The sequence below is a fragment of the Echinicola soli genome, from assembly GCF_006575665.1.
Classification (GTDB): domain Bacteria; phylum Bacteroidota; class Bacteroidia; order Cytophagales; family Cyclobacteriaceae; genus Echinicola; species Echinicola soli.
Genome location: NZ_CP041253.1, coordinates 4890214 through 4907265, shown reverse-complemented (window position 1 = coordinate 4907265; position 17052 = coordinate 4890214). Strand labels below are relative to the sequence as shown.

The 17052-nt window shown below is 43.6% G+C and carries 15 protein-coding genes; 9 read left to right on the top strand and 6 right to left on the bottom strand.

The annotated features are described in order from the left end of the window. Positions 1–130: 130 nt before the first annotated feature. Positions 131–1912 carry a right-handed parallel beta-helix repeat-containing protein gene (locus FKX85_RS19090; RefSeq protein WP_141616251.1) on the top strand — a complete coding sequence of 594 codons (1782 nt, stop codon included), beginning with the start codon at positions 131–133 and terminating at the stop codon, positions 1910–1912. A 122-nt stretch (positions 1913–2034) separates the two neighbouring features. On the opposite strand, the gene FKX85_RS19085 is transcribed toward FKX85_RS19090, so the two are convergent. From FKX85_RS19085 to FKX85_RS19070, 4 genes are all read right to left on the bottom strand, one after another. Continuing rightward, a complete protein-coding gene (locus FKX85_RS19085) occupies positions 2035–3162 on the bottom strand; it encodes a glycoside hydrolase family 88/105 protein (RefSeq protein WP_141616250.1) in 1128 nt (375 codons plus the stop codon). A 485-nt stretch (positions 3163–3647) separates the two neighbouring features. Next, the gene (locus FKX85_RS19080; RefSeq protein ID WP_141616249.1) at positions 3648–3848 is read right to left on the bottom strand and encodes a hypothetical protein; all 201 of its coding nucleotides are present in this window, start codon (positions 3846–3848) and stop codon (positions 3648–3650) included. Between the two features lie 95 nt (positions 3849–3943). Then, the gene (locus FKX85_RS19075; RefSeq protein WP_141616248.1) at positions 3944–5458 is read right to left on the bottom strand and encodes a lipopolysaccharide biosynthesis protein; all 1515 of its coding nucleotides are present in this window, start codon (positions 5456–5458) and stop codon (positions 3944–3946) included. 21 nt (positions 5459–5479) lie between these two features. Then, positions 5480–6265, bottom strand: a complete 786-nt coding sequence (locus tag FKX85_RS19070; protein ID WP_141616247.1) for an enoyl-CoA hydratase/isomerase family protein — start codon at positions 6263–6265, stop codon at positions 5480–5482. A 364-nt stretch (positions 6266–6629) separates the two neighbouring features. Here FKX85_RS19070 and FKX85_RS19065 point away from each other — a divergent pair, with 364 nt between their 5' ends. From FKX85_RS19065 to FKX85_RS19055, 3 genes are all read left to right on the top strand, one after another. Next, complete coding sequence (locus FKX85_RS19065; protein ID WP_141616246.1) at positions 6630–8093, top strand: NADP-dependent isocitrate dehydrogenase; 1464 nt, start codon at positions 6630–6632, stop codon at positions 8091–8093. A 270-nt stretch (positions 8094–8363) separates the two neighbouring features. Continuing rightward, entirely contained in the window at positions 8364–8840 is a 477-nt protein-coding gene (locus tag FKX85_RS19060) for a hypothetical protein (RefSeq protein WP_141616245.1), read from the top strand. Positions 8841–8985: 145 nt separating this feature from the next. Continuing rightward, positions 8986–9228, top strand: a complete 243-nt coding sequence (locus FKX85_RS19055; RefSeq protein WP_141616244.1) for a hypothetical protein — start codon at positions 8986–8988, stop codon at positions 9226–9228. Positions 9229–9479: 251 nt separating this feature from the next. On the opposite strand, the gene typA is transcribed toward FKX85_RS19055, so the two are convergent. After that, positions 9480–11285, bottom strand: a complete 1806-nt coding sequence (gene typA, locus FKX85_RS19050) for a translational GTPase TypA (protein WP_141616243.1) — start codon at positions 11283–11285, stop codon at positions 9480–9482. Positions 11286–12048: 763 nt separating this feature from the next. Between typA and FKX85_RS19045 the strand changes: the two genes are divergently transcribed. The 5 genes from FKX85_RS19045 (at position 12049) to FKX85_RS19030 (ending at position 16811) form a co-directional block, all read left to right on the top strand. Next, complete coding sequence (locus FKX85_RS19045) at positions 12049–12258, top strand: hypothetical protein (RefSeq protein WP_141616242.1); 210 nt, start codon at positions 12049–12051, stop codon at positions 12256–12258. A gap of 598 nt (positions 12259–12856) precedes the next feature. Then, complete coding sequence (locus FKX85_RS21525) at positions 12857–13012, top strand: hypothetical protein (RefSeq protein WP_168196293.1); 156 nt, start codon at positions 12857–12859, stop codon at positions 13010–13012. 773 nt (positions 13013–13785) lie between these two features. After that, a complete protein-coding gene (hisS, locus tag FKX85_RS19040; RefSeq protein ID WP_141616241.1) occupies positions 13786–15159 on the top strand; it encodes a histidine--tRNA ligase in 1374 nt (457 codons plus the stop codon). A gap of 221 nt (positions 15160–15380) precedes the next feature. Beyond that, entirely contained in the window at positions 15381–15716 is a 336-nt protein-coding gene (locus FKX85_RS19035; protein ID WP_141616240.1) for a YbaB/EbfC family nucleoid-associated protein, read from the top strand. 87 nt (positions 15717–15803) lie between these two features. After that, positions 15804–16811 (top strand): glycosyltransferase family 2 protein, encoded by a 1008-nt coding sequence (locus FKX85_RS19030; protein ID WP_141616239.1) that lies wholly within the window; start codon positions 15804–15806, stop codon positions 16809–16811. Here FKX85_RS19030 and FKX85_RS19025 read toward each other — a convergent pair. After that, positions 16808–17026 carry a PspC domain-containing protein gene (locus FKX85_RS19025; RefSeq protein WP_015267800.1) on the bottom strand — a complete coding sequence of 73 codons (219 nt, stop codon included), beginning with the start codon at positions 17024–17026 and terminating at the stop codon, positions 16808–16810. The two genes, FKX85_RS19030 and FKX85_RS19025, sit on opposite strands and share 4 nt — an antisense overlap. Positions 17027–17052: the final 26 nt, after the last annotated feature.

Sequence of the window (17052 nt, the reverse complement as noted above, 5' to 3'; positions counted from 1 at the left end):
TGGTTTTTTTCATGTTATGGCTGAATCACAAGAAACAGTGTTCCTAATTAGACCTGAATTTTGAGGCATGTAGTTCAGGTTATGCTATTATTAATGTATTGTCCAGAAAAAAAATAAAAATTAGTATAATATGATAAAGTATCTCCTCTCTTTTGTTTTGTTTATGTTTTTGCTGACTAACGATGTCTTTTCACAAAATGAAATCCATGTTTCCGTAAATGGAAATGATCGCTTTTCGGGGAGCAATAAACAGCCACTGAAAACAATATCGGAAGCTTCTAATCGTGCAATGCCTGGAGGTGTTGTGATCGTTCACGCAGGCGTTTACCGGGAACAAATCAATCCTCCAAGAGGAGGCATTTCTGATTCCAAACGAATCACCTATCGAACCGCAGGAGATGGACAGGTGGAAATAAAAGGATCGGAACGAATTCAACATTGGATGAAAGTAAGCGGGGATGTATGGAAAGTAGAATTGCCGAATTCTTTTTTCGGCGACTTTAATCCTTATAAAGATTCCATTTCAGGAGATTGGTTTCATAGACTCGGACGAGTTCACCATACAGGGGCCGTATACAGAGAGGGACATTGGTTGGCTGAAGCAGCTTCATTAGAAGATGTGTTAGGGCCAGTGAAAGAACGCCATTTATGGTTTGGAAAAGTAGATGACAAAACCACCTCAATTTGGGCGCAATTCCCTGACTATAACCCTAATTCAAATCTAACGGAAATAAATGTCAGACAGACCATATTTTATCCCGAAAAGACCGGCATTAATTACATCACCTTGAGCGGTTTTCACATCAGTCATGCCGCAACAAACTGGGCCCCGCCAACTGCCGAACAAAAAGGTGCCATTGGTACAAATTGGAGCAAAGGATGGATCATAGAAAACAATACCGTTCGCTATTCAAAATGTACGGGCATTACCTTAGGTAAATATGGTGATGAATACGACAATACTTCTGAAGATAAGGCGGAAGGGTATGTGGAAACCATTAAAAGAGCCCTAAAAAACGGATGGAACCGAGATAATATTGGGCACCATATTGTTAGAAACAACACCATATCACACTGTGAACAGGCTGGCATGGTGGGCAGCATGGGCTGCTCATACAGTACCATTGAAAATAATCATATTTATGACATACATGTGGACCGACTTTTTAGTGGGTATGAAATGGCGGCGATTAAATTTCATGGACCAATCGACACTCAAATTCGTGGCAATTATATCCATCATACTATTCTCGGCATTTGGCTTGATTGGATGACCCAAGGTACACGCGTCAGTTCAAATCTGCTGCACGATAATGAAAGGGACATGTTTTTTGAAGTCAACCACGGCCCCTATTTAGTGGATAATAATATATCACTCGGAGAAGTGTCCATCCATAACTGGTCCCAAGGTGGAGCATTTGTGCACAATTTGATCGCCGGTGAAGTGAAAGGCGTTATTAAAGACAAGCGATTGACTCCCTATTTTGAAGCTCATGACACACGAAATATGACCTTAGCATCATTTGATAAACACATAGGAGATCAACGGTTTTTCAATAATGTGTTCATCAATACCAATTTGTCAGTATATGATACAGTTGATATTCAACAATCCGGAAACGTGTTTATGGAGCAATCAAAACCACTTTTTTCAATAAAAGGTGATTCTGTGACTATACACACATCACCCTTTACGTTTGAAACGCTTATAGAAAAAAACACCAAACCGGTGACTACTGAAATGCTGGGCAAAACAACAGTCAGTGGATTGTTGTTTGAACATCCTGATGGAAGTCCATTAAAGATCAGTCAAGATTACTTTGGGAATGAAAGGGAAGTACCGATTTATCCCGGTCCTTTTAATGAAGAATTAAAAAGTGGAACAGATATTAAGGTATGGACTAAATATTAGAATTTATTAAAAGTGATCCTCTTCGTGGTAAGACGAAAAGAGCCACTTTTTTATGTCAATTATCAATTATTCCCCTTGAAATACTGCAGGTTTCAGCGAATCTCCGAATGCTTGGGTTAGCGTTACCGGGCCATTTTATAGATTTCTGATCCTGCACTGAGGTAAGCACCTACACCATAAACCTCTGTTTTATCCGGCCATGCCTGACCCGGTGCAGCGCCGATCGGTTGTACATAGCCCAGCATACCTTCCTCGGTCACGCATTGCTGCAAGGCGTTCCATCCTTTCAAAGCTACTTCTTGGTAATCTTCTTTATCTAATAATCCGTTATTGACGCCCCATGCAAAACCATAAGTGAAAAAACCGGTACCGCTGGTTTCTGGCGTTGGATAATGTTCTGCACCCAAGAGGCTCATCGCCCAATAGCCATCAGCGGTTTGGAGCTCTTTAAGCTTTTTGGCCATTTTTTTATAAATTTTCACAAAATACTTGTGTTCGGAAGTTCCCGGCTCTAGCTCGGCCAGTATGTTGGCCAATCCTGCAAATACCCATCCATTTCCGCGGGACCAAAAGATCTTGGTACCATGGTCGGTCTTGTCAAAGAAGTTTTCATCACGATAATAGAGGCTTTCTTTCTTATCAAACAGGAAATCAGTGGTGGCCTTGAACTCGGATACCATAAAATCCAAGTATTTTTCATCACCGGTGATCTTGGACAGCTTAGCCCAAACTGGCGGAGACATGAACAGCGCATCGCACCAGTTCCAGCGGTCTTGGTGGTATGGAGTTTTCCAGTGCAGGGAGCTTTGGGAAGGGTGGTAGATGATATACTCCATTTGCTTCCGGGTAGGCTCCAGCATTTTTTCATCATCAAATTTCCGGTAAAGTTCCAGGTACATTTGGCCCACGGCATGTTCATCGGCATGATAAAGCCCAAGATGTGACCCCAGTTTCCAATCGGTTTTTTGGCCAATTCCTTTTAAAAAATCCGTATAAGTTTTATCATCCGAAAGGTTAGCCCATTTCATCATGCCCACATATAAGGCCCCATTGGTCCAGTTGGTCGGCTCGTACACTCGCCTTCCGTGCCCAGCCTCCCAGAAGTTTTCGATTTGCCAGTCAGCCACTTTTTGCATGCTGTTATGGACTTCTTGTTTGGTGGGGACGCTAGTTTGTGCCCACGCTGTGCCATATACGCCTATTGCCAGGATGGTGAGTGTGAGTTTTCCTTTTTTTAAAATGCTGTTCATTTGAAATTTATATAAATAATTGTATTTAGGTATGAGTGCCAAATATAGAAATCATTTTTAAGTAAAAAAAAGTAGCAAAGTATTGCATATAGTGTTTTTTTTGGCTTTTGGTATTATTAGGGAGAGAGATGGTTTTTTTACTAATTTTAATGACATTTCACAAACTAAATTTTTATGGCTTCCCAACAGGAGGCTCACAGATAAGTCCGTTAACTCACCATTATATTTATACAGGGTAGGTCATAATTATAAGAGTTTCCTGACCCAAAGACTAGCACTTGTATAAAATAACTTTTGATGGCATCAAAATAAAGGAGGGCGGAAGAAGCATCGTATTTGATGCCTTTATGATTATTAATAGCCGATCTGTTGCGACCTGAAATTGCTTTAAAATCAACCGCTTCGCTTTAGTTTTTGGGTTTACCTGGCGGCCAGACAGGGTACACTGTAGCACCGCTACGGTTATACCTCCAAACTAGCTGGTTTTACTGCACTTTCAGCTCTTTGCCGATATTCGTCAGCCTGTCCCGAAACCCTTCGGGACAGGCTACTACGATTCCTAATGCATAATCTGGATTAAATTGTGCAGAATGATAATCATGGTAGATGTTTCCCGGTGTGCCGATGAAGTCTTTTCGATTTCTATTTCCTCCTTTCTTCATCATGGGCGACCTTCTTTTCTCCATCGGGTTGAGTTTTTTCGTACTACGTTTTCGACTTATGGATGTCGGCCATAAGCAGGTCAATATCTACCATCCCAAACCCCACATCCGGATGTACACTAGCGCCGTATCCGGTTTTTGAGTTGCCTGATTTCTTCCCGCTCCATCAAAACCACCAAGCCCAAAAAAAGCAACGGAAGGAGGTTGTGGACAAGGAATGTAAGGACGCCGGAATCCAGTTGGATATAAAAACCCAGGTAAGAAAAGCCAAAGGCAATGACCAAATAGAAAATATCATTGGCGGTCTTGTAGGGAATGGGGTAGTACTTTTGACCAAAGAAATAACACATGACAGACATGATCACATAAGTGGCCAAGGTACTCATGGCAGCACCAGTGTAGCCGTATTGGGGTACCATCAGAAAAATCACCAGTATGGTGACCACCGCGCCGGTAAAGGTGATGTAAAAGCTGTAAATGGTCCGGTCGGTGATCTTGAACCAGATGCTGAGGTTAAAATATACACCCAGCATCAAGTAGCCCATAAGCAGCATGGGTACGATGTCCATACCGGCCTGGTAGCCTTTGTTGCCCAGAATGATCTTGCTGATGATGTCCAGGTTTACGGCGACGAGTATCATCAGTACACTGCAGAAAATGATGAACCAATGCATGACCCTTGCATACAGCTGTGGGCTGTTTTTATCCTCGCTTTGGGAAAAGAAAAACGGCTCAGCGGCGTACTTGAAGGCCTGGATGATCAGGTTCATAAAGATGGCCAACTTGAAGTTGGCGCCGAAGATACCGCCTGCTTCACGGGCTGTAAGACCTGGGTAGAAATTTTCCGGAAGGACATATTCAAACAAGAACCTTGAAAAGACTTCATTGGTCACCCCTGCAAGGCCCATAAACAACAGCGGAAGGGCATAATGCCACATGGGACCAAGGATGCTTTTGTCCATCTGCCAGCTGAATTTTCCTGACATGAAGAACAGCACCGGAATGATCAGGGCATTGGCAAAGAGGTTGGAAAGCAGGATATAGTCCACGCCCCATTCAGGGTGGTAAAAACTCCCAACGAACGGCTGAAGGAAACCAAGGTAATCCCCCTGGTATACGTGCCGACATACCACGATAAAGAAGATATTGAAACCGACATTCAACAGGATGTTCAGCAGCTTGGTCAGCGCAAATTTGAGGGATTTGTTTTCAGCTCTCAGTTTGGCATAGGGAATGGCCAGGACGGCGTCAATGGTCAGGATCATGGCCGTCCACTGAAACAGGTGTGATTTACCGGGGTATTCCATCCACACACTCAATTGCTCCGCACTCAGAAACAACAGTGCACCCAATGACAGGGAAGTGGTCAGGACCAGTGATTGGACATTGTTATAGACTTTTTGCGGATCCAGGCCTTTTCCGGTTGAAAACCTGAAGAAGGTGGTTTCCATACCGTAGGTAAAGATCACATTAAAAAAAGCGATGAAGGCGTAGATGGCCGTAAATGAGCCAAGGTCTTCCTTCGAAAGGTAAGCAATATAGAGGGGGAGAAGGAGAAAGTTAATAACCCTTCCCAAAATACTACTGATCCCGTAAATGGCGGTTTGACCGGCAAGTTGTTTGAGTTTACTCATGGGATCGGGATAAGCAGGGGCCTATTCCCCTTTAAAATTGGGTTTTCGTTTTTCTAAAAAGGCAGAGGTTCCTTCGGAATAATCATCGGATTTTACGCACCGGGCAAAACTGTTGGCCTCAATGAGATAACCGTTTTCGTCATTGCTGTAGACGGCATTTATGCAATCAATGATCATTCCTATGGACAGTGGTGCCTTGGTCATGATCTTTTGCAGGATTTCTTCTGCTTTTTGGATTGCCTCGGCCTTGGTGTCGGTCACATAGTTTACCAAACCGAGGGACTTGGCTTCTTGTGCATCGATCATGTCACCGGTCATCAGTAGCTCATTGGCCTTCGTTCGCCCTACCAAAAAGGTCAGTCGCTGGGTGCCTCCATATCCCGGGATAATGCCCAAGTTAACTTCAGGCTGTCCAAATTTAGCATTGCTGGTGGCAATTCGCATATGGCAGGCCATGGAAAGTTCGCAGCCCCCGCCGAGGGCAAATCCGTTGATCACGGCAATTACCGGTTTGTGACAGGATTCGATCAGGCTGAAGACTTCCTGTCCATTCTCGGAAAACTTACGGGCATTCAGCTCATTCAGCTCAGCAATTTCACTGATATCCGCACCAGCCACAAAGGCCTTTTCCCCGGATCCTGTCAAAATCACCCCCCTGATCGACTTGTTGTCGCTTACTTCATTGAAGATGTTTTTCAGCTCTTCAAGGGTGTCAAAATTGATTGCGTTGAGTTTGGATTCCCGGTTAACGGTGAGGTAGAGAATACCGTCTTTGTTTTCAGAAAGGATATTGGTAGATTCAGCCATGCTCTAAAACCTATGTTTGAGTTCAAATATACGAGGTGCCGTAGCAAACACAAAGTAAACCTTGTAAAAATGAATGCTACGGGTAGTTTATCTCTGATAGTGACCCTGTTGGATTTAATTGTCCGTTTTTTGGGGGTAGAAAATATGCTGGAGGTGGAGCGGGATCAGTCGGTCCTGTAAGGTGTTCGACAGATATTCAATAGATAGCCAGGCGGGAAACCAGGCCATTCATTTTAGGCCCTGGCTACTTTTGACCTTCCCACTGTCCACATAACAAATAGTGGCTTGGATAGCAGTCATCTCCCACAAAATTTTATATTTTTGTACCATATTTTGAAAGTTAACATCTTTAATAAAATACTTTATGTCATCCAAAAGAAAAATAACCGTAGCCTACGGTGATGGTATCGGCCCGGAAATCATGAAAGCCACCCTGGAGATTTTGGAAGCTGCAGGCGCACAAATAGAACCTGAAGTCATTGAAATAGGCGAGCAGGTCTATCTGAAAGGCATCAGCTCGGGAATCGAACCAAAAGCTTGGGATTCGCTTAGAGAAACAAAGATATTTTTAAAGTCTCCCATTACCACACCTCAGGGTGGAGGCTTCAAAAGCCTTAACGTAACCACGAGAAAGACGCTGGGATTGTATGCCAATGTAAGGCCATGTAAAGCCTATTCGCCATATATCAGGACCCACTTTCCGAAAACGGACATGGTGATCGTTCGGGAAAATGAGGAAGACCTGTATGCCGGCATCGAACACAGGCAGACCGATGATGTATACCAGTGCCTGAAGCTTATTTCCAGACCTGGTTCTGAAAAAATCATCCGCTATGCTTTTGAATATGCCAAAAAATACAACAGAAAGAAGGTAACCTGTATGACCAAGGACAACATCATGAAGTTGGCCGATGGTCTGTTCCATAAAGTATTTAACGAAGTAGCCAAGGAGTATCCGGATATTGAAGCAGATCATAAGATCATCGACATCGGAACGGCATTGATCGCAGATAAGCCCGAAATGTTTGATGTGATCGTGACGCTAAACCTCTATGGCGATATCATCTCCGATGTGGCGGCTCAGATCACGGGTTCTGTAGGACTTGGCGGTTCTTCCAATGTAGGGGAAGACGTGGCGATGTTTGAGGCGATCCACGGTTCTGCCCCTGATATTGCAGGACAAAACATCGCCAATCCATCGGGGCTGCTGAATGGTGCCATCATGATGCTGGTACATATCGGCCAGCCAGAAGTGGCAGAAAAAGTCAGCAATGCCTGGATGAAGACCTTGGAAGATGGTATCCATACCGGTGATATCTACCAAGAAGGTGTCTCTTCCCAATTGGTAGGGACAAAGGAATTTGCCCAAGCCGTGATCGAGCGCCTTGGCCAAAAGCCTGAAAAAATGGTTCCTGCTGAATTTAAAAAAGGAGACGGTGCTGATGACAATATGGGCGCAATCAAGCTGGCTGAAAGAAAACCATGCAAGAAAGAGCTGATCGGCTTGGATGTGTTTATCGACTGGAAGGAAAATGGACGTGATGCCAATATCATTGGTGACAAGCTGCGAGCAGTGGATGCCGGTGGACTGAAAATGCAACTGATTACCAACCGTGGGGTGAAAGTATACCCAGATGGTATGAAGGAAACATTCTGCTCTGACCACTGGAGGGTAAGGTTCTTTAATGCCGACCAGTCGGTCATTACCCATAGCCAGATATTGGAAGTACTGAAGCAGGTGGAGGATTTAGGCTTTGACTTTATCAAAACCGAGAACCTGTACACATTTGATGGTGAAAGAGGATTTTCGCTGGCGCAGGGAGAGTAAGGTGCAGTTTTAAAAGATGACTGAAGAGGCTGTCACTAAATAGGGTGAAGCATCGTGTGATGTGATCCTAAGTGGTGGCCTCTTTTGTCCTTCTTATGTTATTTTTGAATGAATTTGTGATCGGCTAGGAAGTAGTTTTGTGAAATTATAGTTGTGACACTATATATAATAAACCAAGAGATGTTCAATTCTTTTATTTCTTTTTAATTGGTTTCTTTTGAGACATAACATTGGTAATTTGCGTATAGGGGGTAAAACCACTTAATTGTTATGAAAAAACCATTCTTTACCTCATTTATGTTTTTATTTGTTTTGGGCGCATGTACAGAGACTGACCCGGAACCGGAAATTATTATTTGCGCCAGTGAATCATTTGTGGCAGGAGATTGGGAGTTGGTGAAGGCTGAAGGGAGTTTTATACCTGAAGATGCCCCTGAACCTGAGGAGATGACCCGGAAAGAAATCTATACTTTTACCAATGAAGGTACCTTTACCAAAACCGTAGATAGCAAGGATATTCATTCAGAAGCCACCGGCACCTACGTGATCGAAGAAATAGGGGAGGAAATGCAAGACAAATATGTGGGCGTTGTGGTGCTGACCTTTACCGGTGGAGATGGAATGGCCTATAATTGTTCAAGCCAGGATGTGGAGAAGGAAGCTTTGCACATTTCCCTGGAGGGACAATTGGCCAATATCAGCTGGGCTCCCTGTGATGGGCCTTGGCTGTATTATGAAAGGCAATGATTTATATGAAATATCTGTAAAAACATGAGACGGTTTTTAATTTTGATGGGATGCTTTTCTGATCGGTTGTGGTGACCTTTCACCTGCTATTGACCCAGATGTGGATATTTATGGGAAATGGGAGCTGTCAAAGTCCGTTTCTCCCATGACAGGTGCTTCAAAGGAAGGGTATGAGCTCCAAAGGGAAGAGTACTATGTATTTTATAAGGAAGGCACTTTCGAGAGAGCTTGGTCTTCTGTAGCAGGGGACTTTGCAGCAAAAGGAACTTATGTAAGGGATCATCGGGTGGATTCTTATGATTTGGCAGTTTTTCGATTAGCGTATACCTCGGGCCATATAGATATGAGGGATAACTGTGGCGCAAACCAATTGAATACAGCATCCTGACAGTGCCGTAGGTACTGACCATGGGCAAGGAAAACATATATCATTATCGACTGCATCAGGAGCATGGGCACCCAAATTCATCCGTCCACGCGATGCTTCGATCTCCATAGCTCGCTAGCGCTCAGTTTACCGATAGTAAATCATATAGCCCCCCATTTATACCTATAAGCCTGCTGTGATTGTATTTTGAAAAAAAAACTCCCTTAAATTTCTTTAAGGGAGTTTTCGTTATTTTTCAAACCATAAGGTTATTAGGCGTCTTTTTTGGCCATTCTGGTTCTTTCACCTTCGTCGAGGTAGATTTTACGCATCCTCATGCTCTTAGGAGTGATTTCCAGGTATTCATCTTTTTGGATGTATTCCATGGCTTCTTCCAGCGAGAATTTCTTTGCCGGGGCGATCTTGGTGTTATCATCAGAGCCAGAAGCACGCATGTTGGTGAGCTTCTTGCCCTTTTGGACGTTTACCACGATGTCATTGTCCCTGGAGTGTTCGCCGATTACCTGGCCTCCATAAATTTCTTCTCCTGGATCCACAAAGAAGGTTCCTCGGTCCTGAAGCTTGTCAATGGCATAACCTGTAGTTGGCCCGGACTCCATAGAAATCAGCGAACCGTTGATCCGGCCTGGAATAGTACCCTTGAACGGCTCATAGTCCATATATCGGTGGTTCATGATCGCTTCACCTTGCGTAGCGGTGAGTACGTTGTTTCTTAGGCCGATCAAACCTCGTGAAGGAATACGGAACTCCAGGTGTTGGAGATCTCCACGTGGTTCCATCACTTGCAGCTCACCTTTTCGCTGCGTAGCCAGTTCGATTACTTTTCCGGCAGTTTCTTCGGGTACATCCACTACAAGGGATTCGATCGGTTCATTTTTGACGCCATCGATATCCTTATAGATTACCTGGGGCTGACCTACCTGAAGTTCGTAGCCTTCACGTCTCATGGTTTCGATCAATACAGACAAGTGCAGGATACCTCGGCCATAAACCAAGAATTTTTCCTCGCTATCTGTAGGTTCTACGCGCAGTGCCAGGTTCTTTTCCATTTCCTTGAAGAGACGATCCCTCAGGTGTCGGGAAGTAACGAATTTACCTTCCTTGCCGAAGAAAGGGGAGTTGTTGATCGTGAAGAGCATGTTCATAGTAGGCTCATCGATCGCAATTCTTGGAAGCGGTTCAGGGTTTTCGGCATCGGCAATGGTATCACCAATTTCAAATCCCTCGATACCGGTCACCGCACAGATATCACCCGCCTGGACTTCTTCCACTTTATTTTTACCAAGTCCTTCAAATACATGAAGTTCTTTGATACGCATTTTCTTGATTGATCCATCTGCTTTGCAAAGGGCGATCTGGGTGTTCTCTTTCAAGGTCCCACGCTTCAAACGACCTATGGCAATCCTTCCCACGAAATTGGAAAAGTCCAAGGAAGTGATTTGCATTTGGGTGCTGCCCTCTTGGATTTGTGGAGCAGGAATGTGCTCGATGATAGTGTCCAAAAGCGGAAGGATAGAGTCTGTCTCGTTTTTCCAGTCAGGGCCCATCCAGTTGTTTTTGGCAGAACCGTACATGGTCACAAAGTCCAGCTGCTCCTCTGTCGCGTCAAGGTTAAACATCAGGTCAAATACCGCCTCGTGCACTTCATCAGGACGACAGTTTGGTTTGTCCACCTTGTTGATCACCACGATCGGGGTGAGTCCAAGTGCCAGGGCTTTGCTCAATACGAAACGTGTCTGTGGCATAGGGCCTTCGAAGGCATCCACCAGGAGCAAGACACCATCGGCCATTTTCAATACCCTTTCTACTTCCCCGCCAAAATCGGCGTGACCAGGCGTATCGATGATGTTGATTTTAATATCTTTATATCTTACCGACACGTTTTTGGAAAGGATCGTAATGCCCCTTTCCCGTTCCAGGTCGTTGTTGTCTAGGATCAGGTCTTCAAATTGCTGATTTTCACGGAAAATTTTGGAAGCGTGAATGATTTTGTCTACCAAGGTAGTCTTGCCGTGGTCAACGTGTGCGATAATCGCGATGTTACGAATATTCTGCATGATAAGGATTAATTAAGTTGCAAAAGTACGAATAAAATTTCGTATAATGTGTAAGCCTGTATAAAGTTTATATTGTCTATTTTTTAAAATTATCTTTAGGGCTAACTATTGGGGCTATTAACATCGTGATATGCCCACAAATAACGTGTATTACTTGATGCAATGTTTGTGTTTTGAATATGGCCCAGGCCTTTCAAAAGGCCAATAATGTAAAAGAAAGGCGGTTCCCTTGCTCTAGTCCTGAACCCTGTTTTTTTAATGGAGATTAAACCTGAATAATCGCAACACACCTATTAAAATAATTTACCAGATAGGTGGGTTTTACCTATGACAAGCACTGTTTCCTTACGTGTTGCGGCTAAATTCATATAGGGATTTAGTGCCAAAAAAACGTTTGTTTGAACCATGGATGATGGGATGCTAGACTGTTATAGGTGTTTATTATTGAACATAAATGCACGATTAGGTGTTTTTTATCTATAGTAGGTAAGTGTTTGGTATCATTTTTGGGAACTGTGCAAGTAACCAGCGAAATCCAAAGCGTAGCATGTTTACGTATAATTACAGGGTTGGGAGATACAGTTTGTATGAAAAGTATTTGCATTTAAAGTAATTTGATTATATTTACGAAATGCATATAATTTAATTTGAAATGCTTTTTACTGATTTTTAATAATAATATGAGCCGTGATATGGCGGGTGACACGAAAGTGTAATGGTAGTATAGATTGTTTAGTTTTAAACTGCTTAAATAAATGTAGTTATGAAATATCTGATAAAAATTGAGATTAATGATGTAGAGTTTCAAATCCATACAGAAGCAGGGAGTGAAAGAGAGGCAAAGGACAATGTATGGGAAATCATCAGGCGAAAAACAGCGGTGACCTCCATTGAAACGGAGTCATCAGAACCTACGGACCATTCTATAGGTAGAAAGCTAGCAGAAGGAATCCGGAGTGCATTATTGTTATAATTTTTGTGGGAATTAAAACAAATTGGAATTTGATGAAAATTTACATGCAATAACTCCTAAAAGTAATCGAAAGGACCATGGCTCAAGTGCCATGGTCCTTTTGTTTTATGCGGGACTGGTGTTTTGGGGAGGTTTATGGGGCAAGCAGAAAAACTGGGGGCATGAATCCCTTTATTTTAATATGCTTTCTTTTTTGTTTTTTGCCACAAAGTCACCAAGGCACTAAGTTTTTTTGGGAAACAAAGGTGCGGACTGCACGACACTTCCCAACAAATCTACTGTGTGACTCTAGCCTTCGTGGCAAAAAAAAGCAGGCCACCTGTTGTTCCGGCAGCTGTGCTGCGGAACCGCGAGCAGTGAGTTTTTAGCTGAACACTTCTTAAAGTACGGGCGGCATTGAGCGTTGGTTCTTTTCTATTAAGTGGTATATCAACGCCAATTGGTCTGCCCCGCCGTTAGGTGGGATAGCTTGGTAACGAATAAGATACGGTAAACCACAAAGCTCTTAGCCCCAAAGCTGTTTGTTTTCCATGAAATTTGGAATCAGCCTTCAAAACACTTCGTGTTTTGGCGATTTCGTAGCGATATACCAAAATGAATGGAAACCTTAGCCCTCCACCAGAAATATGGCGTGATCCGGTTTTTGGGGATCAAGCCAGGCCAAACGCATTTACCAGGCAATAGCAAAATCAATGGCTCTATGAATGGCAGGCCTGAATGTCTGATCCTCAAGGGTTGGACAGCTGACCATTGATTATGCATATTAACCCTTTAGGCGGTTTTAGGAATATATCAACTTACCGAAAGGGATCAGGGAAATAATTTTAAAACCCTCCCCTGAAAAGGGGCTTAATCCAGCCCAATGAAACGCATTGGGCTTATAGGTGATGGAGGGACTACCCGCGGCCTGTAAGGCCAGCTAAACATCTTAACGGTTATAAGTACTCCCGTGCATATTGTTTGGCTAAATGGAAGAACTGAGATGGGCTTTCAGCCTGCGTTAGAGGAGTGGTTTTGGCTTATGCCCCAAGGTCTTGCCTCGGGTTAATGTCAGAAAGACTTTCAGCCTCAATGGCTAAAAGCGGTCTTTCTAATAATAGGGTTCATTAACAGGGGTTGGGTGGGGCTTAACCATTCATCGTCCAAGGATTGATCCTTGGACGATGAAAACACGGCTAGATTTACCAATCCCAAAGGGACTGAGTCTTTTAAATCCGTTTGCCCAGGGGATCAAGCGGAAAAGTTGGGCGTTTTACATTATAGCTTCAAAAAGGTGGACCACCTGGAGCGGGGCGAGATCGGCTATGGGAGGAGGTTCCGTTTGATTGACCGTAGAATCTTTGAGCTTGGTACCATCCGTGGTTGCATTGAAACCATACCCCGCAAATCGTGCCTGTTCTGTAAATGCTGTGGTCTAATGTTAGGCACATCGGTGATGTCACCTAATTTCAGTTAAATTTTAGGGCATTGGATAAAACCTTCACTTAATCGATCATATTTTTTACCTTTGGGCAAAATTTAGCATTCATGAGCATCCAGAAACCTTCTTTACCTAAAGGAACCCGGGATTTTGGTCCAGCACAAATGGTCCGAAGAAACTACATCCTGGACACTATAAAAGCGACCTTCCGTCTTTTTGGCTATCAGCAGCTAGAGACACCGTCAATGGAAAACCTATCGGTCCTTACTGGTAAATATGGTGATGAAGGAGATCAGTTACTGTTTAAAATACTCAACAGTGGAGATTTCCTGAAAAAAGTCAAGGGAGAAGATCTGGGAAAGGGAGCGGCCCATGTTTTGCCAAAAGTGGCAGAAAAGGGCTTGCGGTATGACCTGACTGTGCCTTTTGCGCGATATGTCGTGATGAACAGAAACGATATTACCTTTCCGTTTAAGCGTTACCAGATCCAACCGGTTTGGCGGGCAGACAGGCCTCAGAAAGGAAGATACCGCGAGTTTTACCAATGTGATGCCGATGTGGTCGGGACCGATAGCCTAATCTGTGAAACGGAAATTCTATTGATGATCAGAAGGGTGTTTGCGGCATTGGGATTGAACAACTATGATATCAAGATCAACAACCGTAAGATACTCACTGGAATATCAGAGGTGATCGGAGAACCAGGCAAGGAAGGAGAGCTCTGTGTGGCCATCGATAAGCTGGACAAAATAGGCTGGGAAAAAGTACAAGAAGAACTGGCACAGCGGGGCTTTGAAGGGAAATCTATCCAAAAACTGACGCCCATAATTGATTTGAAGGGAGATAACAATGAGAAGTTGGCTTACTTAAAGGACTTTTTGGCAGAAAGTGAAGAAGGGCTTAAAGGAGTTTCGGAGTTGGAAGAAGTCTTTACCATATTGGCGGAATTTGGCGAAAACCAGGAACATGTGGATTTTGACGTAGTCCTCGCACGGGGCCTGTCCTATTATACAGGAGCAATTTTTGAGGTAAAGGTAAACCATGTTTCCATCGGCTCTGTAAGTGGAGGAGGTAGGTACGATAACCTCACTGGGGTTTTTGGGCTTGAAGGGGTATCCGGGGTTGGATTTTCTTTTGGAGTAGACAGGATTTATGATGTGCTTGATGAGCTCGGACTTTTCCCGGAAGATGACATGCATTCCAGCTCAGTGATGATCGGTTATTTTGACGAGAAGGGCAGGGATTACGGGCTGAAAGTGCTTAACAGTTTGAGGAAAGCAGGTTTGTCAGCGGAGATTTATCCAGATGCAGCCAAAGTCAAGAAGCAATTTAACTATGCCGACAAGAAGCAAATTCCTTATGTGATGATGATAGGGGACAATGAAATAGCCGAGCACAAGGTGGCCCTGAAAAATTTAAAGACAGGAGAGCAGGAAATGCATACCTTGGAAGAAGCCATTGGTATTATCAAAGCAAGCTAGGTGATGGACGACACAAAAAGTGCATAGCCATCGATCGTTTGAAAAAGGACTATGCACTGACCAATTTGATCTTCAGAGATAAATGCCTTTGGAGCGGAAGGGCTTTTACCTCGGAATAATAGTTTAACCCAATTGGTTTTTAAAGTTCCAGCGTTTGACGGTGGTCAGCGGATTGTTGCTTTAAATCAATTATATTTGGAATTCAAAAAAAAGCGAGATGTATGTTTGATTTTATGAATATCATGAACAAGGTGAAGGAAGCCCAGGCCAAAATCAAAGAGAAACAGGCCGAGCTGGTTCACCTTACAGCGGAAGCAGAGGCAGGAGCCGGAATGGTGAAGGTAATCGTCAATGGCCACAGACAAATGGTGGACATCGCCATCGATGAGAGCCTGATGACCCCGGAAGATAAGGACATGCTTAAGGACCTGATCGTGGCAGCGGCCAATAAGGCCTATGAAAAAATGGATAAAATCATCAAAGAAGAGATGCAAAAAGCCACTGAAGGGATGATGCCCAATATTCCAGGGATGGACATGGGAAGCATGTTTGGATGAGATTGAGTATGACAAAAGCGACACACAGAGGGATATTTCTACATCCTGCGAGCTTCCATGTGACCATAAAAAATCAATTATAGACACATGAAAGAAGCAGCTGTCGTCATACTGAATTATAATGGGGAAGGGATGCTACGCCGCTTCCTTCCCGGTGTGTTGGCCCATAGTTTTTTTGATGTAATCGTCGCTGACAATAACAGCAGTGATGGTTCCCTGGAATTGATGAAAACGCATTTTTCGGCCGTAAAACTTATAAGTCTATCCGAAAACCATGGCTTCAGTCGGGGGTATAATGAGGTGCTTGAACAACTAAAAGGACAGTATCGCTATTATATCTTACTGAATTCTGATGTAGAAGTCAGCGAAAAGTGGGATATTCAGCTGGTCGATTGGCTCCGATCGCACGAGGCCTTCTCCGCAGTCCAGCCTAAAATCCTGTCGCAACAAGATAAATTCCATTTTGACTATGCCGGTGCAGGAGGTGGTTATATTGACCGTCTAGGGTATCCGTTTTGCAGGGGAAGGGTGTTTGGAACCTTGGAGAAGGATCATGGTCAGTATGATGATGAAGTGGAGGTGGACTGGGTGTCAGGAGCCTGTTACGGAGTCAGGGCCGATGTGTATCATGACTTGGGAGGCTTTGAGGCTGATTTTTTTGCACACATGGAAGAAATAGACCTGTGCTGGCGCATGGCCAGAAAGGGTTGGAAATTGGGGTATTTAGGTAAGGTGCCGGTTTATCATGTCGGTGGCGGTACGCTTTCCCGGACCAGTCCATTCAAGACCTATTTGAATTTCCGGAACAATCTCTTGATGCTCAGTAAAAACCTTACGAGCGGTGGTTTTCTCAAAATAATGGTGTTCAGGGTACTTTTGGATGCTGTGGCGGCCTTGCAGTTTGTACTTTCCGGAAAAGGAAAGCATGCGGGACAAGTGATAAAAGCATATTGTGATTTTTTTAAAATGCAGAACAGGTATGACAAGCAAGGGGCTTTGGCATTAAAATTGCCTATCCAGAAAGCTAGTAAGGAAGTTACTTCCATTGTGCTTTCCTATTATATAATGGGCAGGCGAAAATATCGGGACCTTTAATCGAAAAGTACGGGATTATTACTCTTTCTGAAAAACTTTCTCACTTTCATCAGCATGGCCATGGTCACATAAATAATGATAGGGGAGCCAAGCGTGATAAAAGAAGTATAGATGAAAAACAGACGAATACCGTCAATAGGGAAGTTGAGTTTTTCACCCAATTTAGAACAAACTCCAAATGCTCTGTCTTCGAAGAATATTTTCAGTTTTTCCATCATCTAGGATTTTAAATATTGTCTAA

What these genes read in the sequence shown, in the direction of transcription:
- hisS (WP_141616241.1), top strand. Translation starts at nt 13,786, where the DNA reads ATGAGCATCCAGAAACCTTCTTTACCTAAAGGAACCCGGGATTTTGGT.
- FKX85_RS19060 (WP_141616245.1), top strand. Translation starts at nt 8,364, where the DNA reads ATGAAAAAACCATTCTTTACCTCATTTATGTTTTTATTTGTTTTGGGC.
- FKX85_RS19070 (WP_141616247.1), bottom strand. Translation starts at nt 6,265, where the DNA reads ATGGCTGAATCTACCAATATCCTTTCTGAAAACAAAGACGGTATTCTC.
- FKX85_RS19065 (WP_141616246.1), top strand. Translation starts at nt 6,630, where the DNA reads ATGTCATCCAAAAGAAAAATAACCGTAGCCTACGGTGATGGTATCGGC.
- FKX85_RS19045 (WP_141616242.1), top strand. Translation starts at nt 12,049, where the DNA reads ATGAAATATCTGATAAAAATTGAGATTAATGATGTAGAGTTTCAAATC.
- FKX85_RS19030 (WP_141616239.1), top strand. Translation starts at nt 15,804, where the DNA reads ATGAAAGAAGCAGCTGTCGTCATACTGAATTATAATGGGGAAGGGATG.
- FKX85_RS19085 (WP_141616250.1), bottom strand. Translation starts at nt 3,162, where the DNA reads ATGAACAGCATTTTAAAAAAAGGAAAACTCACACTCACCATCCTGGCA.
- FKX85_RS19055 (WP_141616244.1), top strand. Translation starts at nt 8,986, where the DNA reads ATGACAGGTGCTTCAAAGGAAGGGTATGAGCTCCAAAGGGAAGAGTAC.
- FKX85_RS19075 (WP_141616248.1), bottom strand. Translation starts at nt 5,458, where the DNA reads ATGAGTAAACTCAAACAACTTGCCGGTCAAACCGCCATTTACGGGATC.
- FKX85_RS19035 (WP_141616240.1), top strand. Translation starts at nt 15,381, where the DNA reads ATGTTTGATTTTATGAATATCATGAACAAGGTGAAGGAAGCCCAGGCC.
- FKX85_RS19025 (WP_015267800.1), bottom strand. Translation starts at nt 17,026, where the DNA reads ATGGAAAAACTGAAAATATTCTTCGAAGACAGAGCATTTGGAGTTTGT.
- FKX85_RS19090 (WP_141616251.1), top strand. Translation starts at nt 131, where the DNA reads ATGATAAAGTATCTCCTCTCTTTTGTTTTGTTTATGTTTTTGCTGACT.
- FKX85_RS19080 (WP_141616249.1), bottom strand. Translation starts at nt 3,848, where the DNA reads ATGGAGAAAAGAAGGTCGCCCATGATGAAGAAAGGAGGAAATAGAAAT.
- typA (WP_141616243.1), bottom strand. Translation starts at nt 11,285, where the DNA reads ATGCAGAATATTCGTAACATCGCGATTATCGCACACGTTGACCACGGC.
- FKX85_RS21525 (WP_168196293.1), top strand. Translation starts at nt 12,857, where the DNA reads ATGGAAACCTTAGCCCTCCACCAGAAATATGGCGTGATCCGGTTTTTG.